The 22,725-nt window shown below is 71.7% G+C and carries 22 protein-coding genes; 15 read left to right on the top strand and 7 right to left on the bottom strand.

The features are described from left to right. The first annotated feature begins 115 nt into the window (after nt 1-115). The 8 genes from ACFWWQ_RS27795 (at nt 116) to ACFWWQ_RS27760 (ending at nt 7,158) form a co-directional block, all read left to right on the top strand. Complete coding sequence (locus tag ACFWWQ_RS27795; RefSeq protein ID WP_384601679.1) at nt 116-763, top strand: HAD family hydrolase; 648 nt, start codon at nt 116-118, stop codon at nt 761-763. A 138-nt stretch (nt 764-901) separates the two neighbouring features. Then, nucleotides 902-2,146 carry an MFS transporter gene (locus ACFWWQ_RS27790; RefSeq protein ID WP_384601676.1) on the top strand — a complete coding sequence of 415 codons (1,245 nt, stop codon included), beginning with the start codon at nt 902-904 and terminating at the stop codon, nt 2,144-2,146. After that, the gene (locus ACFWWQ_RS27785; protein WP_384601673.1) at nt 2,115-3,290 is read left to right on the top strand and encodes an acetoin utilization protein AcuC; all 1,176 of its coding nucleotides are present in this window, start codon (nt 2,115-2,117) and stop codon (nt 3,288-3,290) included. Before ACFWWQ_RS27790 ends, ACFWWQ_RS27785 begins: the two co-directional genes overlap by 32 nt. A 208-nt stretch (nt 3,291-3,498) precedes the next feature. Further along, nucleotides 3,499-4,311, top strand: coding sequence for a phosphatase (locus ACFWWQ_RS27780; RefSeq protein ID WP_384601671.1), 813 nt, complete (start codon nt 3,499-3,501; stop codon nt 4,309-4,311). Nucleotides 4,312-4,452: 141 nt separating this feature from the next. Further along, nucleotides 4,453-4,662 (top strand): helix-turn-helix domain-containing protein, encoded by a 210-nt coding sequence (locus tag ACFWWQ_RS27775; RefSeq protein ID WP_384601668.1) that lies wholly within the window; start codon nt 4,453-4,455, stop codon nt 4,660-4,662. A 119-nt stretch (nt 4,663-4,781) separates the two neighbouring features. Continuing rightward, entirely contained in the window at nt 4,782-4,880 is a 99-nt protein-coding gene (locus ACFWWQ_RS27770) for a 30S ribosomal protein bS22 (RefSeq protein WP_003948845.1), read from the top strand. A gap of 224 nt (nt 4,881-5,104) precedes the next feature. After that, the gene (locus ACFWWQ_RS27765; protein ID WP_384601665.1) at nt 5,105-6,148 is read left to right on the top strand and encodes an NAD-dependent epimerase/dehydratase family protein; all 1,044 of its coding nucleotides are present in this window, start codon (nt 5,105-5,107) and stop codon (nt 6,146-6,148) included. Nucleotides 6,149-6,162: 14 nt separating this feature from the next. Then, a complete protein-coding gene (locus ACFWWQ_RS27760; protein WP_384601662.1) occupies nt 6,163-7,158 on the top strand; it encodes a lysophospholipid acyltransferase family protein in 996 nt (331 codons plus the stop codon). A gap of 58 nt (nt 7,159-7,216) precedes the next feature. On the opposite strand, the gene ACFWWQ_RS27755 is transcribed toward ACFWWQ_RS27760, so the two are convergent. From ACFWWQ_RS27755 to ACFWWQ_RS27740, 4 genes are all read right to left on the bottom strand, one after another. Next, a complete protein-coding gene (locus ACFWWQ_RS27755; RefSeq protein WP_384601659.1) occupies nt 7,217-8,398 on the bottom strand; it encodes a DUF5667 domain-containing protein in 1,182 nt (393 codons plus the stop codon). Nucleotides 8,399-8,683: 285 nt separating this feature from the next. Beyond that, complete coding sequence (locus tag ACFWWQ_RS27750) at nt 8,684-9,472, bottom strand: ECF subfamily RNA polymerase sigma factor, BldN family (protein ID WP_384601657.1); 789 nt, start codon at nt 9,470-9,472, stop codon at nt 8,684-8,686. Nucleotides 9,473-9,835: 363 nt separating this feature from the next. Further along, nucleotides 9,836-10,771 carry an HAD family hydrolase gene (locus ACFWWQ_RS27745; protein WP_384601684.1) on the bottom strand — a complete coding sequence of 312 codons (936 nt, stop codon included), beginning with the start codon at nt 10,769-10,771 and terminating at the stop codon, nt 9,836-9,838. A 277-nt stretch (nt 10,772-11,048) separates the two neighbouring features. Further along, complete coding sequence (locus ACFWWQ_RS27740; protein ID WP_384601654.1) at nt 11,049-11,336, bottom strand: glutaredoxin family protein; 288 nt, start codon at nt 11,334-11,336, stop codon at nt 11,049-11,051. 333 nt (nt 11,337-11,669) lie between these two features. Between ACFWWQ_RS27740 and ACFWWQ_RS27735 the strand changes: the two genes are divergently transcribed. The 4 genes from ACFWWQ_RS27735 (at nt 11,670) to ACFWWQ_RS27720 (ending at nt 16,609) form a co-directional block, all read left to right on the top strand. Further along, nucleotides 11,670-12,449, top strand: a complete 780-nt coding sequence (locus ACFWWQ_RS27735; RefSeq protein ID WP_384601651.1) for a redox-sensing transcriptional repressor Rex — start codon at nt 11,670-11,672, stop codon at nt 12,447-12,449. 73 nt (nt 12,450-12,522) lie between these two features. Continuing rightward, on the top strand, nt 12,523-13,893 hold the full coding sequence (locus ACFWWQ_RS27730; protein WP_384601648.1) for a glutamyl-tRNA reductase: 1,371 nt from the start codon (nt 12,523-12,525) through the stop codon (nt 13,891-13,893). Further along, nucleotides 13,890-14,951, top strand: a complete 1,062-nt coding sequence (hemC, locus tag ACFWWQ_RS27725; protein ID WP_384601645.1) for a hydroxymethylbilane synthase — start codon at nt 13,890-13,892, stop codon at nt 14,949-14,951. Before ACFWWQ_RS27730 ends, hemC begins: the two co-directional genes overlap by 4 nt. Continuing rightward, nucleotides 14,948-16,609: a uroporphyrinogen-III synthase gene (locus ACFWWQ_RS27720; protein ID WP_384601642.1), complete on the top strand. Its 1,662-nt coding sequence runs from the start codon at nt 14,948-14,950 to the stop codon at nt 16,607-16,609. The genes hemC and ACFWWQ_RS27720 overlap by 4 nt, the downstream gene beginning before the upstream one ends. A 90-nt stretch (nt 16,610-16,699) precedes the next feature. On the opposite strand, the gene ACFWWQ_RS27715 is transcribed toward ACFWWQ_RS27720, so the two are convergent. Beyond that, a complete protein-coding gene (locus ACFWWQ_RS27715) occupies nt 16,700-17,413 on the bottom strand; it encodes a transferase (RefSeq protein WP_384601640.1) in 714 nt (237 codons plus the stop codon). An 87-nt stretch (nt 17,414-17,500) separates the two neighbouring features. Between ACFWWQ_RS27715 and ACFWWQ_RS27710 the strand changes: the two genes are divergently transcribed. Continuing rightward, the gene (locus ACFWWQ_RS27710) at nt 17,501-18,376 is read left to right on the top strand and encodes a glycosyltransferase family 2 protein (protein WP_384601636.1); all 876 of its coding nucleotides are present in this window, start codon (nt 17,501-17,503) and stop codon (nt 18,374-18,376) included. Here ACFWWQ_RS27710 and ACFWWQ_RS27705 read toward each other — a convergent pair whose 3' ends face one another. Both ACFWWQ_RS27705 and ACFWWQ_RS27700 read right to left on the bottom strand, forming a co-directional pair. Then, nucleotides 18,377-19,480: an NAD-dependent epimerase/dehydratase family protein gene (locus tag ACFWWQ_RS27705; RefSeq protein ID WP_384601633.1), complete on the bottom strand. Its 1,104-nt coding sequence runs from the start codon at nt 19,478-19,480 to the stop codon at nt 18,377-18,379. It abuts the gene before it with no gap. Nucleotides 19,481-19,512: 32 nt separating this feature from the next. Next, complete coding sequence (locus ACFWWQ_RS27700) at nt 19,513-19,755, bottom strand: hypothetical protein (RefSeq protein ID WP_384601682.1); 243 nt, start codon at nt 19,753-19,755, stop codon at nt 19,513-19,515. A 197-nt stretch (nt 19,756-19,952) separates the two neighbouring features. Between ACFWWQ_RS27700 and ACFWWQ_RS27695 the strand changes: the two genes are divergently transcribed. Continuing rightward, the gene (locus ACFWWQ_RS27695; RefSeq protein ID WP_384601630.1) at nt 19,953-21,323 is read left to right on the top strand and encodes a helix-turn-helix domain-containing protein; all 1,371 of its coding nucleotides are present in this window, start codon (nt 19,953-19,955) and stop codon (nt 21,321-21,323) included. A gap of 297 nt (nt 21,324-21,620) precedes the next feature. After that, entirely contained in the window at nt 21,621-22,475 is an 855-nt protein-coding gene (locus ACFWWQ_RS27690) for a DUF4231 domain-containing protein (protein WP_384601627.1), read from the top strand. Nucleotides 22,476-22,725 lie beyond the last annotated feature (250 nt).

Raw genomic sequence — 22,725 nt, 5'->3', positions numbered from 1 at the left:
CTGTGGGAGAGTAGGACGCCGCCGAACAATTTTTGAGCTCCGGTCTCCGGAAACCAGTCAGTGGTTTCCGGGGGCCGGAGCATTTTTGCGTTCAGGGTCCGGTTACGCTCGGGAGATGCGCTACGACCTGGTCATTTTTGATAATGACGGTGTGCTGGTGGACAGCGAGCCGATCTCTCATCGGATTCTCGCCGCCCATCTCACCGAGCTGGGGCACCCCACCACGTACGAGGAATCGATACGGGACTACATGGGCTCGGCCATGCACCGCATTCATGACGTCGTGCTGGAGCGGTCCGGGAAGCGGCTGCCCGAAGAGTTCGACGAGGAATTCCATGCCCGGGTCTTCGCCGCGTTCCGTACGGAGTTGGAGCCGGTGCGGGGCATTGGCTCCGTTCTGGACCGGCTGGCCGCGGGGGGTATTCCGTACTGCGTCGGGTCGTCCGGCAGTCATGAGCGGATTCGGGTGGCGTTGCGGACCACCGGGCTTTTCGGGCGCTTCGAGGAGGAGCGGATCTTCTCCGCGCAGGATGTCGGGCGGGGAAAGCCGGCGCCGGATCTCTTTCTGCACGCGGCGGAGCGGATGGGTGTTGCGCCGGAGCGGTGTGCCGTCGTCGAGGACAGCCCGCTGGGGGTGGCGGCCGCGCGCGCCGCGGGGATGGATGCGTACGGATTCACGGCGATGACGCCCGCCGCGCGCCTGGGGGAGGCCACCGGGCTGTTCGCGGAGATGGCGGAGCTTCCCGCGCTGCTGGCGAAGTAGCCCGCGCGCCCGCAGGCCGTCGGCAGCGCCGCCACCGGGCGTCGCCCTCGTAGCCACGGGCGTCGCCCGGGTGCCCCGCGGAATTGCCGCTGTGATCCATCTACCCCTCGGTAGCGGCGAGTTCTAGGCTGTGCGGCCATGACGGCGCCCCGGGGTCCAGGTTCGCAAGCGCGGTACGGCAGGGTCGCGTTGGCCCTCAGCTTCTTCGTTCAGGGCACGGTGTTCGCGCTTCTGGTGACGCGGATTCCGGCGATCCAGGACCGGTACGGGATCTCCGACGCCGTCCTGCCCGCCTTTCTCGCGGCGGTGCCGGTGCTGGCCGGGGTCGGGAGCGTCCTGACCGAACAGCTGGTGAGGCGGGTGCGGCCGAGCCGGGTGTTGCGCGGGGTGCAGCCGGTGGTCTGTCTGGCGCTGCTGGCGGCGGGTTCGGCGGGTTCGATGGCGCAGGCGGCCGTGGCGCTGGCCGTGTTCGGGCTGGCCGTGGGCGCGCTGGACGCCGCCATGAACATGCTCGGGGTCAGCCTCCAACGGGCGTACGGCCGGAGCATCATGCTCGGCTTCCACGCCGCGTACAGCCTGGGCGGCATCGTCGGGGCGTCGCTGGCGTGGGCCGGGGCGCACTGGCAACTGTCGCTCGCGGTGCTCTACGGGCCGGTGGTGGCGGTGCTCGTCCCCGTGGCGGTGGTCGCCGGTCGGTGGTTCGTCGACGGGCCGGCCGCGGTGGCCACCCAGCAGGGTGGTACCGGGGCGGCGAGCGGCGGGGCGGCCGCCGTCTCGATGCGGCTGTTGCTGCCGCTCTGCCTGGTGATGGCGTGCGCGTACATCGGGGATTCGACGGTCTCCAACTGGAGCGCGAAGTATCTCCAGGATGTGCTGGGCAGTTCCGAGCAGCTGGCGACCGTGCCGTACAACGTCTACATGATCACCATGCTGCTCGGGCGGGCCGTCGGGGATCTGGGGGTGCGGCGCTTCGGGGCGGTCGCGGTGGTGCGCGCCGGGGCGGTCGTCGCGGCCGGGGGCTTCGCGGTGGTGGCGGTGGCGCCGGGCGCGTGGGCGGGGATGGCCGGATTCACCCTGCTCGGCCTCGGGCTCTGCGTGATCGTGCCGCAGACGTTCGCGGCGGCCGGGCGACTGGCGTACGAGCGGGACGGCGGCGGGGCGTCGGACGGTGCGATCGCGCGGCTGAACATCTTCAACTATGTGGGTTTTCTGGTGGGTTCGCCGCTGGTGGGGGCGCTCGGGGATGCGTGGAGCTATCGGGGCGCGATGCTCGTACCGATGCTGCTGGTGCTGGTGACGCTGGTGTGCGCCCGCTCGTTCCGGCCGTCCGGTGCCCGATACGGTGACGTGCATGAGCGGCCGCGCACAGCTGATGTGGGATGAGGCAGTAACGGGCTACGACTTCGGCCGCGGGCACCCCATGGACCCCGTACGGCTGGCGCTGACCATGCGGTTGGTGGAGGCGTTCGGCCTGGACCGGGCGCCGGTGGAGGTGGTCGCGGCGCGGCCCGCGGGCGAGTCGACGCTGCGGCTGGTGCACCGCGCCGACTACCTCGACGCGGTACGGGCCGCCTCCGCCGATCCGGCGGCCGCGGACGTCACGTACGGGCTGGGCACCGAGGACGATCCGGCGTTCCGCGGTATGCACGAGGCGTCGGCGCTGATCGCCGGTCAGTCGGTGGGCGCCGCGGAGGCGGTGGTGCGCGGGGACGCGCTGCACGCGGTGAACTTCGCGGGCGGGCTGCACCATGCGATGCCGGGCGGGGCGGCGGGCTTCTGCATCTACAACGACGCGGCGCTGGCCATCGCGCGGCTGCTGGAGCTGGGCGTGGAGCGGGTCGCGTACGTCGACACCGATGTGCACCACGGGGACGGGGTCCAGGCGGCGTTCTGGGAGGACCCGCGGGTGCTGACGATCTCGGTGCACGAGCATCCGCGGACGCTGTTCCCGGGGACCGGCTGGCCGCAGGAGACCGGCGGGCCGGGCGCGGAGGGCAGCGCGGCCAACCTGGCGCTGCCCGCGGGGACCGGCGACGCGGGCTGGCTGCGGGCGTTCCACGCGGTGGTGCCCGACCTGCTCGGCGCGTTCCGGCCGCAGGTCCTGGTGACCCAGCACGGCGCGGACACCCACGTCGAGGACCCGCTGGCGCACCTTGGGGTGAGCCTGGACGGACAGCGGGCGGTGGCGCTGGCCTGCCACGCGCTGGCCCATGACCACGCGGACGGGCGGTGGATCGCGCTGGGCGGCGGCGGGTACGCGGTGGTGGACGTCGTGCCGCGCGCCTGGACCCATCTGACGGCCATCGCCGCGGGACGCCCGCTCGACCCGGAGACGCGGGTGCCGGAGGACTGGCGGCACGAGGTGTTCCGCCGCACCCGGCAGCCCGCGCCGCACCGGATGACCGACGGCGTCGAACCGCGCTGGCGCGACTTCGCCGAGGGCGGCTACGACCCGGCGGACCGGCTCGACCAGGCGATCCTCGCCACCCGCCGGGCGGTCTTCCCGGCGCACGGGCTGCTGCCGTGAGGTGAGTGTGTACGGGGCGGGTGGGGGCCGCCTCGTGCGGAACGGCTCCGGCCCGCCCTCGTGCGGAACGGTCCCCGCCCGCCCTCGTGCGGAACGGCCCCGGCCCCTCCTCGTACGCCCCGCCGCGTGGTGCCCCCGGTGCGTCCGGATGTGTGACTACCGGGTGGTTCCGGCCCGTGGGTGCGGGCGGCGGGTCAGCATGGGCGCCGTGTCGGGGACCGGTGCGCTGCGCGCCCATCTGATCGAGGCGCGGCTCGCGGGGACCCTCGCGACCCCGCGGGAGAAGAGCCTGGAGCGCTACCGCCTCTTCGCGGCGCGCGACCCCCGGGCGCTGCTGGGGCTCGAACCCGTAGGGGAGTGGCCGGTCGCGGAGGTGCTGCGGCTGATGGCGCGGCGCTGCGGGGCGGCGGCGGACCCGGCGGACGCCCGGGGGCCGAACGTGATCGACCCGGACCGCACGCTCGCCGCCCTGGAGCGGTTCGCCGGCCGGATCGCCGCGGCGGCGGCCCGGCGCGCCCCGGTGCTGCTCGGCACCGGACACCCGCACGGCCTGCTGGAGTTCTACGCCGCGCTCGCGGACGGCCTCGCGGCGGCGGGGTGCGCCGTGCTCACCCCGGGACGGGGTTTCCGTGCCGACATGACGACGCGGTTCGGCGTACGCACGTACGTACTCGACTACGTACGGGGAGTCGCGCTGATGCGCGGGACCGGCGTGGGGGGCGCATCCGGGGAGGGGCGCGTGCATACCCATTCGCCCCTCCCCGTGCGGCTGGCCCTGGCCGCCGCGGCGGACGGCGGCGGCCCGTTGCCGGAACTGGTCGTCGGTGATCACGGCTGGATCTGCGGTGCAGGTCAGCTGGGGTTTGAGGCGATCGGGCTGGCGGATGCGGACGATCCGGGGCCGTTCGTCGGGGAGGCCGAGGGCCGGGTGTGCGCGGTGGTGCCCCTGGACGACGCGGTGGCCGCCGCGCACTACCGGCCGCTGTGGCGTTATGTCCTCAATAGAGCAGAACTGCACTAGTAGTGGCGCTTTTTGCGGTCCCAGTGGCTCCTCTTCCCCACTCGTATCACCCGCCCCTAAATTGGGGAGTGAGCGCATAGCGACGAAGAGTGACCGGAGGGGAAGCCGGTGCCCGTCATATGCGGAAGGTGCAGGTGTGGCATGGCTGCGGACCAGAAGCCTCTCAACGAGGTCGTTTTTCTGACGGTGGCGGAGGTCGCCACCGTGATGCGAGTGTCGAAGATGACCGTGTACCGCCTGGTGCACAGCGGTCATCTGCCCGCGATCCGGGTGGGCCGGTCGTTCCGCGTGCCGGAGCAGGCGGTCCACGACTACCTCCGGGACTCCTACGTAGGCGTCGAATCGGCCTGACGGAGGCTCCCTGGCCCTCGGATTACGTCGTACGCCCGGCGCCGGGTAGGCTGGCCCGATGTAGGTAGTGTGGGCTCGGACGCCCCGCACCGAGTAATTCGAAGTGAGCGAGGGTAGTCGTGGGCTCTGTTATCAAGAAGCGGCGCAAGCGGATGGCCAAGAAGAAGCACCGCAAGCTGCTCAAGCGCACCCGCGTGCAGCGTCGCAACAAGAAGTAAGCGACGCGGATCGCGTTTTCCGTGGCCCCCCACCGCCCCGTGCGGTGGGGGGCCACGGTGCGTTCGGGGGGCCTGTTCGGTCCGGCCCTGAGCTGCTCCTGGGGCCGGTGGAGCGGAAACGCGACCGCGGGCAGCGTGAGGTCGTCGTGGTGTGACAGCGACCCGATAGCGTGGAGCGCACAGCTCGGCGCAGGCGGCGGCCGAGGGCGGAAGGAGGGCCGGTCTTGGGCAGGGTCGTGCTCGTCACGGGAGTCGCCCGGCAGCTCGCCGGACGGTTCGTCCGGCGGATCCTCCGCGACCCGGCCGTGGAGCGGGTGATCGGCGTCGATGCGGTGGCCCCCGCGCATCCGCTGGACGGCGCGGAGTTCCTGAAGGCCGACATCCGGCATCCGGCCATCGCCCGCGTCCTGGCCGAGACCGGCGTCGACACCGTCGTCCACATGGATGTCAACGGCACCCCGCTGGGCAGCCGTGGCGGTCGCACCGCCGTCAAGGAGACCAACGTCATCGGCACCATGCAGCTGCTCGGCGCGTGCCAGAAGGCGCCCCGGGTGCAGCGGCTGGTCGTCAAGTCCAGTACCAGCTTCTACGGTTCGGCCCCCCGCGACCCGGCGGTTTTCGGGGAGGACACCCCGCCGAAGTCGCTGCCGTCCGGCGGGTTCGCCAAGGACGTCGTCGAGGTCGAGGGGTATGTCCGCGGCTTCGCCCGGCGGCGCCCGGACGTCGCGGTGTGCGTCCTGCGCTTCGCCAACGTCCTCGGGCCGTGCGCGGACTCCCCGCTCGCCGAGTACTTCTCGCTGCCGGTGCTGCCGACCGTCCTCGGGTACGACCCGCGGCTGCAGTTCGTCCACGAGGAGGACGCGCTGGCGGCGCTGTTGATCGCGGCGTCCGAACCGCGCCGGGGGACGCTCAACAGCGGCACGTTCAACATCGCGGGCGACGGCGTGCTGCTGCTGTCGCAGACCGCCCGCCGGCTGGGGCGGCCGACGCTGCCGCTGCTGCTGCCCACCGTCACCTGGGCGGGCGCCGCGCTCCGCGCCGTCGGCGTCTCGGACTTCTCGCCGGAGCAGATCCGGCTGCTCACCCACGGCCGGGTCGTCCGCACCACGCAGATGCGCGAGACGCTGGGCTTCGACCCGGAGTACACGACGGCGCAGACGTTCGCGGAGTTCGCCCGCAGCCGTGGCCCGGGGCTGCTGCCACCGGACTGCCTCGCCCGTACCGTCGACCGGCTCGCCGACGCGCTCTGCGCGCGCCCGGCTCAGTGAGGAGTGCACGCGAGATGGCGGACGCCAAGGTCATTCCGTTCGGCGAGGAGCCCCGGGCGCGCCGCACGGCCCGGCGGCCGGTGAACGGCACCGCGGTCCCGCTCACGCCCGTACCGGAGGCCCGCACCGGCGGCCCGTCGCGCCCGGCGCAGTCGGCGGCGCGCGGCGGCCGCTCGCTGGACGACCGCCTCGCCGGGGGCCTGCGCTTCCTGCGGCGGCGCCTCACCGGCGAGTACGAGGTCGACGACTTCGGCTACGACGAGGAGCTGACCGACCAGGTCCTGATGTCGCTGCTGCGCCCGCTGGCCGAGAAGTACTTCCGGGTCGATGTCCGGGGCGTGGAGAACATCCCGGCGGACGGCGGTGCGCTGGTCGTCGCGAACCACTCCGGGACGCTGCCGCTGGACGGCCTGATGCTCCAGGCCGCGGTGCACGACCACCACCCGGCCGACCGGCATCTGCGGCTCCTCGCGGCCGATCTGGTCTTCGTGCTGCCGGTGGTCAGCGCGCTGGCGCGGAAGGCCGGGCACACCCTGGCCTGCGCGGAGGACGCGCAGCGGCTGCTGGAGCGCGGGGAGGTCGTCGGGGTGATGCCGGAGGGGTTCAAGGGCATCGGCAAGCCGTTCGCGGACCGGTACAAGCTCCAGCGCTTCGGGCGGGGCGGTTTCGTCTCGACGGCGCTGCGTGCCGGAGCGCCGATCGTGCCGTGCTCGATCGTGGGCGCCGAGGAGATCTACCCGATGATCGGCAACGCCAGGACGCTGGCGCGGGTGCTGGGACTGCCGTACTTCCCGCTGACGCCGACGTTCCCGTGGCTCGGGCCGGTGGGCGCGCTGCCGCTGCCGACGAAGTGGACGATCCAGTTCGGCGAGCCGATCGCGACGGACGGCTATCCGCCGGAGGCGGCCGACGACCCGATGCTGATGTTCAACCTCACCGACCAGGTCCGGGAAACGATTCAGCACACGCTGTACAAGCTGCTGGTGCAGCGCCGGTCGGTCTTCTTCTGACAGCGGTACGGTCCGCTCCCCGCCCGGCACCGGGCCGAGGGAGCGGGCCGTACGCCGGTCAGCCGTGGGTGTTCTCGCCGTCGATGCCCAGACCGGGCAGCAGGCCCGGGATGAGCGGCGGGACGGTGATGTCCGGGTGGTCCGTGGTGCCCTTGCCGCCGCTGTGCGACGGCGTGGCGGCGTCGTGGGCGGGGCCGCCGAGCAGGCCGCCGGTGTCGCCGCCGAGCAGCCCCTGCTCCTCGGACGGGGTGGCCGACGGGCGGGCCGGGTGGCCGGCGTTGCCGGACGGGGCGCGCTGCACGGTCGGTGACGGGTGTGGCTGCCCGGACGCGCGGTCCGGCGTGGCCGGGGAAGCGCCCTGGCGCTCCGCCTTCTCCGGGGTGGGCAGCAGCCCACGCAACGGCTTGACCTGCTTGTCCATCGCGTCGAAGACCGAGCTGACCTCGTCTCGCGCATCGGTGAGTTGCGCGGGGAGCCGGTCGCGCAACTGCGTCCAGGTGGTGCGGTGGGACGTGGTGAAGGAGTCCAGCGTCTCGATGGGGCCGAGGGAGCCGTCGCGCTCGTACGCGGCGTAGAGCAGGCGGTGGCCCTCGCCCGCGTCGTGGGTGATCCCGGTCAGCGTCCGGCGGACCTCGGCGAGCGATTCGTGGTCGAGGTCGGCGACGCGGCCGCGCTCCATCAGGCGGCGGGCCTCCAGCATCCGGGTGGCGGCCTGGTCGAGGTAGAGACGGCCGCGGTCGGCGTCGTCGTCGCTCAGGCCGAGCTTGAAGTCCTCCATGCCGCGCTTGAGGCCGTAGAGGGAGTCGCCCGGGAGGGCGTCGGAGCTGGCGGCGGCGACGCCGCTGAACGCCCCGGCGGCGACGCCGACGGTCAGTCCGCCCGCTGCCAGCCGCTTCGTCAGCCGCGAGCGCGGGCGCAGCCTCCCGAGCTGCTCGGCGGCGCGGTGGGCGCCGCCGGAGGAGCGTTGTTCGGGCACCCGGGCACCGTCGGACGGGCTGCCTTCGGCGAAGGCGGCCTCCATCGCGGCCATCAGCTGGGCGCGCTGGACGGTCTTGACCTCGGTGGCCATCTCCGGCTTCGGGAGTTCCCCGAGGCCGTCCGTCACCGCCAACAGTCGTGCTTCACCCGGCGTCTGGGCCGCGGTGTTGTCCTGGTCCTCGGCCGCGCCCCGGGAGCTCTGGTCCTCCAGGGCCTGGGCGAAGGCGTTGGCCCGCCGGTGCGCCGAGATATTCGCGATCACGGGCGGCACCTCCTCTCGTCATCCCGCTCGACTCCCCTGACTGGCTTGGACCATCCAGACGGGCCGGACGGTTGCACGCCGCCCTCCGCGGCCACTCGAAGGAGTGAGCGGCAGCGGACAGGGCGTGACCGCATGGAGCCTGCATCCCACACAACGAGCGGCGCGGCACACGGGTTACGCACACACGATGATCTGACCAAGGGAGCACGGCCGCTCACCGTACGTCACCAGAAGTGGGCGTACGTGTGACCGGGCGGCGAACAAGGGGGGCGGGGTGGGTGGCGGTCAGCGGGCGTCTTCGGGCAGCAGCCGGGCGAGGGTGCGCACCGCGCGGTACTGGAGGGTCTTGATCGCGCCTTCGTTCTTGCCCATCACACGGGCGGTCTCGGCGACGGAGAGACCTTGCAGGAAGCGCAGGGTCACGCACTCCTGCTGCTGGGGGTTGAGCTTGCGGACCGCCTCCAGGAGGGCGGCGTTGGAGAGCGATTCGAGGACGGAGTCCTCGGGGCTGCGCTCGACCTCGTTGGCGTCGAGCATCTCGCCGGTGGTGACCTCCAGGCGGAAGCGGGAGGACTTGAAGTGGTCGGCGACGAGGTTGCGGGCGATCGTCACCAGCCAGGCGCCGAAGTCGCGGCCCTGCCAGGTGAAGGTGCCGATGCGGCGCAGGGCCCGCAGAAAGGTCTCGCTGGTGAGGTCCTCGGCGGTGGCCCGGCCGCCGACGCGGTAGTAGATGTAGCGGTAGACCGTGTCGGCGTACTGGTCGTAGAGGCGGCCGAAGGCTTCGGTCTCTCCGGACTGGGCGCGTTCGACGAGGTCCATCATGCGACGGCTGTCGCTGTCGACGGGGCGTCGGGCGGTGGTCGTGCCGGTGCCGGAGCGGCGGGTTCTGCCGGCGGTCGCGGGCTTGCCGACCGCCGCGCTCCCGTCGGCCAGGGCGTAGCAGGGGCCGGCGGGGACGGCTGTGGCGAATGCGGGGACGGCGTACGCGGTGGGGACAAAACTGCGCAGGTGGTCGACGAGTGTCGTACGCAGCGTAGCCAGGCCCGAGGCGTCAACCCCGACGTGTGGGTACACGGGACTCCCAGAGGCAGAGCTTCCATCACGTGCAGTGCGGGACCATTCACTCGTCGTAGGGACGTGTGGGTTCCGGAATGCGTCTGAGGAGAATAACGCTTCGTATAGGCAGCGCTACACCCAGTTGTTCAAATCATCGATTACTTACGATCCGTGCCTGATTGGTGGCGGAAGTAGTATCGATTACTGAACAGCTTTTGATCGAAAGGTGACGCAATTTGCCAGGTTGGAGGGCGTGTTGTGGTGGAGCGCCAGCAACCGGACCGCAGGTGGGGGCGGGGCGGGGCACCGGAAGGAACGGGTGCGGCCGCCTGCCGGTGATCAATCCTGGTCAGCGGCGGCGGCGCGCGGGGGCCGGGCCGGTCAGCGGCGGCGGCGCTGGAGGGCGGCGGCGGCGGCCGCGCCACCCGCGAGCGCGCCGACCCCGGCGGCGGCCGGGATGCCGATGCGGACGGCCTTGCGGCCCGTGCGGTAGTCGCGCAGCCGCCAGCCGTTCTCCCGGGCGTGCTTGCGCAGCCGTCCGTCGGGGTTGATGGCGTAGGGGTGGCCGACGAGCGACAGCATCGGGATGTCGTTGGCGGAGTCGCTGTACGCGGCGCAGCGGGCGAGCTGGAGGCCCTCGGCGGCGGCGAGCGCGCGGACGGCCTCGGCCTTGGCGGGGCCGTGCAGCGGTTCGCCGACGAGCTTGCCGGTGTAGACGCCGCCGACGGACTCCGCGACGGTGCCGAGCGCGCCGGTCAGGCCGAGCCGCCGGGCGATGATCGTCGCGGTCTCGACCGGCGCCGCGGTGACCAGCCAGACCTTCTGCCCGGCGTCGAGGTGGGCCTGGGCGAGGGCGCGGGTGCCGGGCCAGACGCGTTCGGCCATGTACTCGTCGTAGATCTCCTCGCCGATGGACATCAGCTCGGAGACGCGGTGGCCCTGGACGATGGAGAGGGCGCTGTTGCGGACGTCGGCCATGTGCTCGGGGTTCTCCGAGCCGGCCAGGCGGAAGTAGATCTGCTGCCAGGCGAAGCGGGCCAGTTCGCGCTTGTGGAAGAAGTGGCGTTTGTAGAGGCCGCGGCCGAAGTGGAAGAGGGCGGCGCCCTGCATGACCGTGTTGTCGAGGTCGAAGAAGGCGGCGGCGCGGTCGTCGCCGACGACGGGGAACTCCGGCTCCTCCGCGGCGGCGCTCTCCGCCTCCGCCTCCTCGGCCTCCTGGGAGGTCTTACGGGCGGCCTCGGCGGCGGCCTCGCCGGCCAGCACGCTGCGGGCGGTGGCGGGGCGACGGCGGCGGCTGAGCCAGGCGGGCGCGCGCACCCCGGCGAGCGCGGCGCCGAGGCGGTGGCCGGGGGCGGCGGACGGGGTGCCGGAAGCGGTGTCGGAAGGGGCCGTGCCGGAGTGATCCTCGGGCGACGGCCCGTCGGGCGTCCCGGAGGGATTCCTACCGGGGCGGTGGTCGGGCGACGGGCGGGCCATATGGACAGCGTAGCCAGTCGGTTCCGTGGTTCCGGTGATGGCCCGGTGTCGCGCTACAGGGGAGGGGGCGACGGGTGGGTGACGGGCGTCCGCCGAACTCCGCCGCCCTCCGCCGAACTCAGGCCCCCAGTGCGCCCCGGAGGCGCTTCGGGTCGACGCGCCAGAAGTCGTGCTGGGCGCCGTCGACGAGGATGACCGGAATCTGCTCCCAGTACTTGCGGTGCAGCTCGGCGTCCTCGGTGATGTCCTTCTTCTCCCAGGAGGCGCCGGTCTCGGCGCAGATCCGCTCGATCACGGCCTGGGCGTCGTCGCAGAGGTGGCAGCCGGGCTTCCCGATGAGGGTGACGGTGCGCTCTGCGGGGCTCTTGCGGGGGGCGCGGCTGAACATGCCGAACGAGGGGGCCATGGGGTCATTGTGCCGGGAGCGCGGCGGCGCGGGACGGCCCGGAGGTCGACTACCATCGGTGGGCGATTTGTAGGTGTCCGGGGGTATGACGATGAGGAGTGAGGGCGCGTGCTCCCGTCAGTGAACCCGTGTGACCTGCGGGTAGCGGGCGAACGGCGTGGTGCGGAAGTTGGTTCCACGGACCGCGTCAAAAGGCGCGTGACACCGATCACTTTGGCCAGACAAAGCGGACATCATCTTTGTGCACACGTTCACAAAGACATAGCCTGCATAGGACAGGGCGGTCGGGTGACGTATGGCCGCCCGCAGCCCCGCTCTACCCGCAGGAGCACCGTGGCAACTGGCCGAACTCACCGACCGGCGACCCGAAGCCGAGGGATTCCCGAGGCCACCGTCGCCCGGCTTCCGCTGTATCTGCGTGCACTGACCGCGCTCTCCGAGCGCTCGGTCCCCACGGTCTCCTCCGAGGAACTGGCCGCCGCGGCGGGGGTCAACTCCGCCAAGCTGCGCAAGGACTTCTCGTACCTCGGCTCCTACGGGACGCGTGGTGTCGGTTACGACGTGGAGTATCTCGTCTACCAGATCTCGCGGGAACTCGGCCTCACCCAGGATTGGCCGGTTGTGATCGTCGGCATCGGTAATCTCGGCGCCGCGCTCGCCAACTACGGCGGCTTCGCCTCGCGTGGTTTCCGGGTGGCCGCACTGATCGACGCCGATCCCGCCATGGCCGGGAAGCCCGTCGCCGGTATCGCGGTGCAGCACACCGACGAGCTGGAGCACATCATCGAGGACGACGGCGTCTCGATCGGCGTGATCGCGACGCCCGCGGGCGCCGCCCAGCAGGTCTGCGACCGCCTCGTCGCCGCCGGTGTCACCTCGATCCTCAACTTCGCGCCGACCGTGCTGACCGTCCCGGACGGCGTGGACGTCCGCAAGGTCGACCTCTCCATAGAGCTGCAGATCCTCGCCTTCCACGAGCAGCGCAAGGCCGGCGACGAGGGTGCGGCCACACCGGCGCCCGCGGCCCGCGCCGTCGCGGAGGCCGCCGCCGTGGCACCGGCCGACGACCGCAAGGGACCGGACGGGGACGTCCCCGCCGTGATGCCGGCATGAGCGAGCGCAGCGAGAGAATCATCGAAAGGTGCGTCACCGGCGAAGGCCGTGCCTCGCGGAGCGAGGTGCACCCATGAGCCTGCTCGTCGTAGGACTGAGTCATCGCACCGCGCCCGTGAGTGCGCTGGAGCGGGCTGCGCTCGCGCCCGAGGTGCGGGGCAAGCTGCTCCGGGAGGCCGTCGCGGCCGAGCCGGTGAGCGAGGCCGCCGTGCTCTCCACCTGCAACCGCATCGAGCTCTACGCCGACGTGGACAAGTTCCACGCCGGTGTCGCCGAGCTGTCGACGCTGCTGGCCCGCCACGGCGCTGCCGAGCTGGACGAGCTCACCCCGTATCTCTACGTCCACTACGAGGACCGCGCCGTCCACCACCTCTTCTCGGTGGCCTGCGGGCTGGACTCGATGGTCGTCGGCGAGGGGCAGATCCTCGGGCAGATCAAGGATGCGCTCGCCGTCGCGCAGGAGCAGCACACCGCCGGGCGGCTGCTGAACGACCTCTTCCAGCAGGCGCTGCGGGTCGGCAAGCGCGCGCACAGCGAGACCGGTATCGACAAGGCCGGGCAGTCGCTCGTCACCTTCGGCCTGGAGCAGCTGGCGGGCGGCGCGGACGTCGCGGAGTGGGCGCGCGGCAAGCGGGCGCTGGTGATCGGCGCCGGTTCGATGTCGTCGCTGGCCGCCACCACCCTGGCCCGCGCCGGGGTCGGAGAGCTGGCCGTCGCCAACCGCACCGTGGAGCGCGCCGAGCGGCTGACCCGGATCCTCACCGAGCCGGGCGGCCCCGGCGCCGCCACCGGCCTGCGCGCCCGCGCCGTGGCGATGTCGGCCGTCGGCGCGGAGCTGGCCGCCGCCGACGTGGTGGTCTCCTGTACGGGGGCGACCGGTCTGGTGCTCGGCGCCGAGGCGGTCGCCGCCGCCCGCGCCGGGCGCGCCGCGGACCTGGCGCTGCTCGACCTGGCGATGCCACGGGACATCGACGCCGCCGTCCACCGCGTCGAGGGTGCGCACCTCGTCGACATCGAATCGCTGGCCGACGCGTCCGCGGACGCGCCGATGGCGGCCGATGTGGACAAGGTGCGGTCCCTCGTCGCGGACGAGGTCGCCGCCTTCGGCGCGGCCCAGCGGGCGGCGCACATCACGCCGACCGTGGTCGCCCTGCGCACCATGGCCGCCGGTGTCGTGGCGGGCGAGATGGCCCGGCTCGACGGCCGCCTCCCCGACCTGGACGACAAGGAGCGCGCGGAGATCACGCAGACCGTGCGCCGAGTCGTCGACAAACTCCTGCACGCGCCCACCGTGCGGGTCAAGCAGCTCGCCAGCGAGCCCGGCGGCGCCGGGTACGCGGACGCGCTGCGGGAACTCTTCGATCTCGACCCCCAGACGGTCGCCGCCGTCAGCAGGGCCGATACGCGGGCCGACAGGCACGATGCAGCACGGGAGCGGGCATGACTGACAGCACAACGAGGGGCACGCCCCTTCGGCTGGGCACACGGCGGAGCAAGCTCGCCGTGGCCCAGTCCGGACAGGTCGCCGACGCGGTCCGCGAGCTGACGGGCCGCCCCGTCGAGCTGGTGGAGATCACCACGTACGGCGACACCTCCCGCGAGCAGCTCGCGCGGATCGGCGGCACCGGCGTCTTCGTCTCCGCGCTGCGCGATGCGCTGCTCGCCGGGGAGATCGACTTCGCGGTCCACTCGCTCAAGGACCTGCCGACGGCGCAGCCCGACGACCTGACGCTGGCGGCCGTGCCGCGGCGTGAGGACCCGCGGGATGCGCTCATAGCCAGGGACGGGCTCGCCTTCGAGGAGCTGCCGGACGGCGCCCGGGTGGGGACGGGCTCCCCGCGGCGGATGGCGCAGCTCAACGCCTGGGCGCGGCAGCTGGGCCGCCGCATCGAGGCGGTGCCGATCCGCGGGAACGTCGACACCCGTATCGCCTTCGTCGAGAAGGGCGAGCTGGACGGCGTCGTACTGGCGGCCGCCGGGCTCACCCGGATCGGCCGTATCGACGAGGCGACGCAGCTGCTGTCGCCCGACATGGTTCTGCCCGCCCCCGGCCAGGGGGCACTGGCGGTCGAGTGTGCTGCGGTCAACGCAGACCTCGCCGCCGAGCTCGCCGGGCTCGACGACCCCTTCACCCGGGCCGCCGTGACCGCCGAGCGTTCCCTGCTCGCTGCCCTGGAGGCCGGCTGTTCCGCACCCGTGGGTGCGCTGGCCGACCTTTCCCCAAGCTCTCGACTTCGTTCGAGCAGGGGAGGCCCCAACCCAAGCTCTCGACTTCGTTCGAGCAGGGGAGGCCCCATGGCCGACGAGCAGGCTGTCACCGAAATGCGCCTGCGCGGCGTCGTCGGCACGACCGACGGCAGCGCGCTGGTGCAGCTGTCCACCACCGGGCACGTACCCGCCTCTCCCGACGACACCACGACGCCGCTGCGCATGGGCCGTGAACTCGCCGCCGAGATGCTCGCCAAGGGTGCGGCCGGTCTTATGGGGGAGCGAGCACTTTGAACCCCACCGCCCCGAATCACTCCGCCTCCGGTCAGGTCACCTTCCTCGGTGCCGGGCCGGGAGACCCGGGTCTGCTGACGCTGCGTGCCGTGGAGGCACTGGCCCAGGCGGACGTGCTGATCGCCGACCCGCAGGCGCTGGATGTCGTGCGCGTGCACGCCCGCGCACAGGTGGACACACCGCTGCAGGCGTCAGCTGACGAGGCGTCAAAGCCCGTCCTGCCCGCAGAAGTTTCCTCACTGCGTGACACCGCCAATCTTGTCATGGCGGCTGCGCGCACCGGCAAGCGGGTCGTCCGTGCCGTGACCGGTGACCCCGGTCTGGACGGCAACGTCGCCGAGGAGATGCTGGCCTGCGCCGCCGAGGGCATCGTCTTCGAGGTCGTGCCCGGCATCGCCACCGCCGTGGGCGTCCCCGCGTACGCCGGTGTGCCGCTGCGCGACGCCGAGGGCACCGACGTCCGGTTCGTCGACGCGCGGACGGCGTCCGACCGTTGCTGGGCCGAGCTGGGCGGCAGCGACGCGACCGCCGTCGTCTCCACCAGCCTCGACTCGGTGGCCGCGGCCGCCGGTGAGCTGGTGTCGGCGGGCCGCAAGCCCGGCACCCCGATGACGGTCACCGTCGCCGGTACGACCACCCGCCAGCGCACCTGGAACGCCACCCTCGGGTCGGTCGCGCAGGTCCTGAAGTCCGCCAAGGTGCTGCCGTCGCCGGACGGCGGGCAGCCGGTCATAGCCGTGGTCGGTGAGCGGGGCGCCGTGGCGCAGCGCGACCAGCTGTCGTGGTTCGAGTCCAAGCCGCTGTTCGGCTGGAAGGTCCTCGTGCCGCGGACGAAGGAGCAGGCCGCGTCGCTCTCCGACCAGCTCGTTTCGTACGGCGCGGTGCCGCATGAGGTCCCGACGATCGCCGTCGAGCCGCCGCGCACCCCGCAGCAGATGGAGCGCGCGGTCAAGGGCCTGGTCACCGGCCGGTACGAGTGGATCGCCTTCACCTCGGTCAACGCCGTCAAGGCGGTCCGGGAGAAGTTCGAGGAGTACGGCCTCGACGCCCGGGCGTTCGCCGGGATCAAGGTCGCGGCGGTCGGTGAGCAGACCGCCAAGGCGCTGATCGCCTTCGGCGTGAAGCCCGATCTGGTGCCGTCCGGCGAGCAGTCGGCGGCCGGGCTGCTGGAGGACTGGCCGCCCTACGACGCGGTCTTCGACCCGATCGACCGGGTCTTCCTGCCGCGCGCCGACATCGCCACCGAGACGCTGGTGGCGGGCCTGATCGAGCTGGGCTGGGAGGTCGACGACGTCACCGCGTACCGCACGGTGCGGGCGTCGCCGCCGCCCGCGGAGACCCGCGAGGCGATCAAGGGCGGCGGTTTCGACGCGGTGCTCTTCACCTCGTCCTCGACCGTCCGCAACCTCGTCGGCATCGCGGGCAAGCCGCACAACGTCACGGTCATCGCCTGTATCGGCCCGGCGACCGCGAAGACCGCGGAGGAGCACGGGCTGCGGGTGGACGTGCTCTCGCCCGAGCCGTCGGTGCACAAGCTGGCGGAGGCGCTGGCGGACTTCGGCGCGGCGCGCCGCGACGCCGCCATCGAGGCGGGCGACCCGGTCACCCGGCCCAGCGAGCGGCGGCCGGGGGCACGACGGCGGCGGGCTACGCCGTAGGGAACGTGCCGCGTCCTGCCCCGTATCCGCTTTGGTGGGTGCGGGGCAGGGGTGTTTCCTCGCCCGAATGAGTCGTGTCATCCTGCGGCATCATGCTCCCGGCACGGTCCTCCTGCGGTGTGTGGGCCGCCGGCGGACGTGGAGGTCAGAAGTGTGCGGCGCGGTGATGACGCTGTGGTCGGGGATGGTGCGTGCGGCGATGGTGACGCCGCCGGCGATCCGGCAGTCGCGTCCGAGTACGAGGCCGGGGCCGAGGCTGATGCTGTTGCTCGTCTGGACACGGTCCCCGATCAGGGCGCCGAACTGTGGTGTGCCGCAGCGGTAAAGGCCGCTGGGGGTACGCAGGACGATCTCTCGTTCCGGTCTGCTCATGTGGGGGCTCCACATGCTGATGGCCGCGACGGTCAGGTTGGCGGACAGGTGGGCGTCGGCACCGACGAGGGTGCGGTTGATTCCGATGCGGTGGCCGAGGATGGCCCGCTCGCCGAGGAACGATCGGGTGACTTCGCAGTTGAAGCCGACCGAGACGTCGGCGCACAGCACGGAGCCGGCGCGGACGGTGGAGAACTCCCACACGCGTACGCGGGGGCCGATGATCACGTCGTCGCCGATGATCGCGGTGGGGTGTATCTGCGCGGTGGGGTGGATGCGGTGCGGGAGCCGGGTGAGTGCCTGGCGGTGCCATTCCTCCCAGAGCGCGAGGAAGTCGGACAGCTCCGTCTGCTCCAGTTGCTCGTACGGGGTGCCGTTCAGCATCCCGCTGGTGGGGGCGGTGAGGTGGTGGCCGAGGCGGATGGTGGGCATGGGTGGCCCTTTCGGAGTGTGGTCGGTGGCCGTCCCCGGGGCGGCTAGCATCACCGGCACCGGACCCGAGGAACGGAGAGTTCATCCGTGTGTCACCCGCGCGTTGGCGTCGCCATCTTGACCATGGGCACACGGCCCGCCGAACTGGCCGAGCTGCTGGAGTCGGTCGCGGGGCAGGACACGCCGGCGGCGCGGGTGGTGGTGGTCGGCAACGGCTCGCCGCTGCCGCCGCTGCCGCAGTGGGTGACCGGCGTGGAACTGCCGGAGAACCTGGGCGTCGCCGGTGGCAGGAACGTGGCCCTGGCCCGGCTGCGGGAGTTCGGGGACGTCGATGTGGTGGTGGACCTGGACGATGACGGCCTGCTGATCAGCCGGGATGTCTTCACCCGGCTCGTGGAGTTGTATGAAGCGGATACGCGGCTGGGCGTCGTCAGCTTCCGTATCGCCGATGAGCGGGGACGTACCCAGCGCCGTCACGTCCCGCGTCTGCGCGCGGCTGATCCGATGCGGGGTGGGCTGGTGACGACGTTCCTGGGCGGCGGGCACGGGCTGTCCATGCGGATGCTGGAGAAGATCGGTGGCTGGCCCGAGCCGTTCTTCTACGCGCATGAGGAGACCGACCTGGCCTGGCGTGCGCTGGACGCGGGTTGGAAGGTGCTCTACGAACCGGAGCTGGTGCTCCAGCACCCGTGGACGTCGCCGGCCCGGCATGCGGTCTTCCACCGCATGGTCGCCCGCAACCGGGTCTGGCTCGCCAAGAGACACCTTCCTGCCCTCCTCATCCCTGCCTACCTGGGCGTCTGGACCGTGCTGACCGTGGCCCGTACCCGGTCGGCGGCGGGGCTGCGGGCGTGGTTCGGCGGGTTCGCCGAGGGCCTGCGCACGCCCTGCCCGCCCCGTCGGCCGATGCGGTGGTCCACGGTGTGGAAGATGGCCCGCCTGGGCCGGCCGCCGGTCATCTGATCAGGCGGTCGCGGCCCCGGAATCGGCCCGCAGCCACGAGGGGATCGCCTCGGGGGTCTTTTTCAGCCAGTCCACGTAGCGGGCCACTCCGTCCTTGACGGTGATCGTGGGCCGCCAGCCGAGCACCGCTTCCACGCGGTGGGTGGATGCGTAGCCGCCGAGCGGGTCACCGGGAGGCATCGGCGTCTCCTCGAACCGCGTGCCCGGGTACTGCTCGGCGACCAGCTCGGCAACGGTGCGGATGCTGGTGGGGGTGCCGGTTCCGATGTTGACCGTCTCGTTGTGGGCCCGCGGGGCGGCCAGGGCCCGTACGGTGGCGGTGGCGATGTCCTCGACGTGGACCAGGTCCCGGATCTGGTGGCCGCCGCCGTTGAGGTGCAGGGGCAGCCCCAGGGCGGCGCGGGTGGCGAACCAGGCCACGACCCACGAGTGGCTGTTCTCCTTGATGACCTGCGGCTCTCCGTAGACGGAGAAGTACCGCACGACCGTGTACGAGGTGCCCACGGCGCCCAGCGTGAGAGCGGTCTGCGTTTCGCCCCACGCCTTGGTGTTGGCGTAGGCGGACATCGGCCGCAGCGGCGTGTGCTCGTGGAACTGCGGCGGGATCCGCCCGTAGACGGCTTCCAGCAGCTTGCGCACGGTCCGGTACTCCTCGCACGGGCGTGCCCAGTCCTCCGGGGTGCCGTTGCCGTAGACGCTGGCCGAGGATACGAAGACGAGTCGGCGGACCCGGTCGCAGGCGGCCACCGCGTCGAGCAGTACCTGCGTGCCGGTGATGTTGGTGTGGATCGCCGCCATGGGCTTGCGGGTGCAGGCGGCGACGTCGGCGAGGGCGGCGGCGTGGATCACGTAGTCGGATTCGGCCACCGCCTTCCTGACCACGTCCGGGTTCTGGATGTTGCCGACGATGACGTCCGGGTCGGCGGGGCCGATCCCGAACAGGTCGCGGTAGGTGCGCCGGGGGTAGGCGCCCAGCGTGCACAGGGAGAGCGGGCGGGCTCCCGCGCGGCGCAGGCAGGCGGTGATTCGGCTGCCGATAAGCCCTGCGCCTCCGGTGACCAGCACGGTCCGGCCGGTGAGTTCCTTCAACCTGGTGTCGTGCACAGTGCCTCCATGCCGTGGTGAGATGTGCGGTGTCACCGGCCCGCCTGTCGGGCCCGTTCGCGCTTGGCGATCAGCTGCTCGAACTGGATGGCGTACAGCTCCACCTGGTCCGGGGTCAGGATGAGCACCGACGTGGTGGTGCGGCCGTCGGTGTGATGGATCTCGATGTCCAGGGCGGCCTGCTGGGCGCGGTGGTCGTACGTCGCGTCCCGCTTCAGTGGCGTCGCGTGGGTGACCGGAGCCGATACGCCCCGGACAGAGGTTTTTCCTTCCATCGCGCTCACCCCTCGGGGTATGCCTGCGGCCCGCTCGGATGCGGGCTGCCCGTGGTCACGAGGACACCGCAGGCCGCCGGGCAAGGCGAGGTGCGGCGCCTGGGCGCGCACACGGTTTGCACCAGGCGCAAACGGCTTGCAACTTCTCGTGTTGCAGGGCGGTTTGACGGGACAATGAGCCCGGCAGGAGGTGAGTCGTGGACAACGCCCATCCCATCTGGCGCTCAGCGGCCATGCGTGACGCCCGCGCCCGCAGCGATGTCGGAGCCATCGTCCGGTTGGCTCGCCGAGCGGCCGACATCACGCTCGCCGAAGTGGGCGAGCGGGTCGGCTATACCGCCGCTTCCCTGTCCCGGATGGAACGCGGCAAGCAGCCCATGCGTGACGTGCTGCTGCTCCAGCAGCTTGCCGCCTGTCTGGACATCCCGCCGCAGCTACTCGGTCTCGCTCCGCAGCGCCGGGCGGCAACACCGGACCACCCCGGCACCACTAGGGTGGCCCCGCAGGCCCTGTTCGGAGAAGAGGGGGACGACCCGGTGCGACGCCGCGAACTCCTGGCAACTCTGGCCGCGGCTACTGCCGGTACGGTCCTCGGGCCTTCGGCGGACGCCCACGCCGTGGTGAAGCCGAACCTGTCCGGCCTGGAAGACATGCTGCTTCACCGGTCGCACGGCCAAGTCCTCACCCGAGATCCCACCCCCGCCGCCGTCACCGCCGCGGTGGACGCTTCGCGCCAGGGCTTCAGCGCTTGCCGCTACGACGCCCTCGCCCGCGCCCTCCCGGCGCGCATCGCGCTCGCCCAGGCGCTTGGCACGGACGGCCACCCGGAGCACGCGGCAACCGCCGTCGCCGATCTCTACAACATCACCACCCGGCTCTGCATCAAGCTCGGCGAAGACGGCCTGGCCGCGGTCACCGCCGACCGCGCCCTCACCGCAGCTCTCAGTGGCGCGGACGCCCTCACCGTCGCCGAGTCCCATCGCATGGTCTCCTCTGCATGGCGCCGCCAAGGGCACTACGCCCGTGCCACCGATGTCGCCGTCACCGCCGCCCGGCAACTGGCCGTCGACCGGACCGCCGACGCCACCGAACGGCTCTCCGTCCAGGGCAACCTGTACGCCACCGCCGCCTACACCGCTGCCAAGCACGGCGACCGGCACACCGCGCACGCCCTAATCGCCGAGGCCCAGGCCACCGCCGGCCAACTCGGCCACGATGCCCTGCTGCGCGGCAACATCTTCGGCCCGAGCCAGGTCCTCCTCCACCAGGTCTCGATCAGTCATCTACTCGGCGACGCGGGCCAAGCCGTCGAGCACGCCCGCCGCATCGATGCCGCTGCGCTGCCCACCACCGAACGTCAAGCTCGCTACTGGATCGATGTCGCTCGCGCCTTCGACCAGTGGAGCAAGCCCGACCGCTGCTACCGAGCCCTCCTGGCCGCCGAGCAGGCGGCACCTCAGGAAGTCCGCCGCGAATCGGTCCGGACCATGACTGTCGGGCTCATGCGCCACGACCGTGCCCTCCCCGGCGTACGGGCGTTTGCCCGACGCGTCGGCGCGACAGCGTAGGACACAAATAGGTCGACTCGGTTGGTTAGCAGTCGGGTTGATGTACCAGCGAGGCTTCCTCGGCGTGATTCACACGACCGAGACGTGCCGATCTCTGGGTTGCACGGCCCGGGGCGGTGGCGCGACAGCGAGCGATCCGGCCAGCGAAGGAACCTTTGCGTCAATCCCGCTGAACAGGAACCCCCGTCCTGTTGCCCGCGCTACAACAAGACGCTGAGAGGCCCTCGTGACCAGTAGGGGGCCTTGAGCAGGGCGGTTCTGACCGCCAGTCCGTTCGGCCATGGGGGAAGTCCGCACATGCCGCAGTCCGGCCTTGACACAAATGATCCCATCGTCGCCTTGATAGACCATCGGCGCACCGTCGCCGATCTCCAGCGTCAGATCAAGCGCACCCGCATGGTCAGCACGGCCACACTCGTGGGGTGGCTCGGTGCTCCGCTGCTGCTGCTCGTCCTTGCTGGCGCGACCGCTCTTACCTGGCGTCGTTTCAACATGGCGCCCCTCAATATTTTCGGTCTCCTCGCTTCTGTCGCTCTTGTCGTTGGGTGCATCACCTTCGTCAGCAATTTCCATACTGGACAGCCCCGGATCCGGGATGAACATGGGCACCTTCTGCAGCAGGTCAAGACGGTCGAGCAGCTCAGACTTGACCTCGAACTTGCCGAGGAGGAGCGGGTTCTTGCCGCCTCTAAAGTTGCTCGCGCTGCGTTCGAGCGCCAGTACTCGTACCGCGAGGTCATCCCCCGAGAGATCGACCGGCTGCGCGCTGAAAGCGCGACTTACCGCCGCCGGCACAACTGGCTCCAGTGGACGCTGATCCTGTGCTCGGCCGCCATCCCTGCCGTCACGGCCCTCGATGACCCCCCGCAGCCCGGTAAGGGGATCCTCATCGGCCTCGGTGCCGCCGTCTCTGTCATCACCTCGGTGATGGGCTACTTCAAGTTCAAGGAGCGCGGCTTCAACCTCCAGCAGACCGCCGACGCCATCGAACAGCACACCACCGCACTCGATCTGGCCATCGCCCCCTACAACCGCGACGAACGCGAGAACCTGGAACTGTTCGCCGAGACCGTCGAAACGCTGCGGATCGATCAGCGCAAGCGCGAGCAACAGCTCGACCAGCCCCACCAAGGTCAGCAGGAGATCGTGTAGGGCGGAGCTTGTCCGGACAGTGCGTGGTGAGTCGCACGGATGGGGCCGGGGTACGAGCACCGGTGGACCCACAAGCGGGCCGGCAAGACGTATTGCTGGGCCTGTGAGCAGCAGCTTTATCTGTGAAGACGCCGTATTCGCCGGGGCGGCCCCCCGCGCCCCGCGCCCCCCCCCCCCGGGGGGGGCGGCGGCGCGCGGCGGGGGGGCCACAGTGAAACAAACAAAGGGGAAGACACTCACAAACCACCCC

The organism is Streptomyces sp. NPDC059080 (assembly GCF_042739975.1).
In the GTDB taxonomy this organism is placed as follows: Bacteria; Actinomycetota; Actinomycetes; order Streptomycetales; family Streptomycetaceae; genus Streptomyces; species Streptomyces benahoarensis.
The sequence above is the reverse complement of the archived record's forward strand: the minus strand, read 5'-3'. Positions and strand labels throughout refer to the sequence as shown.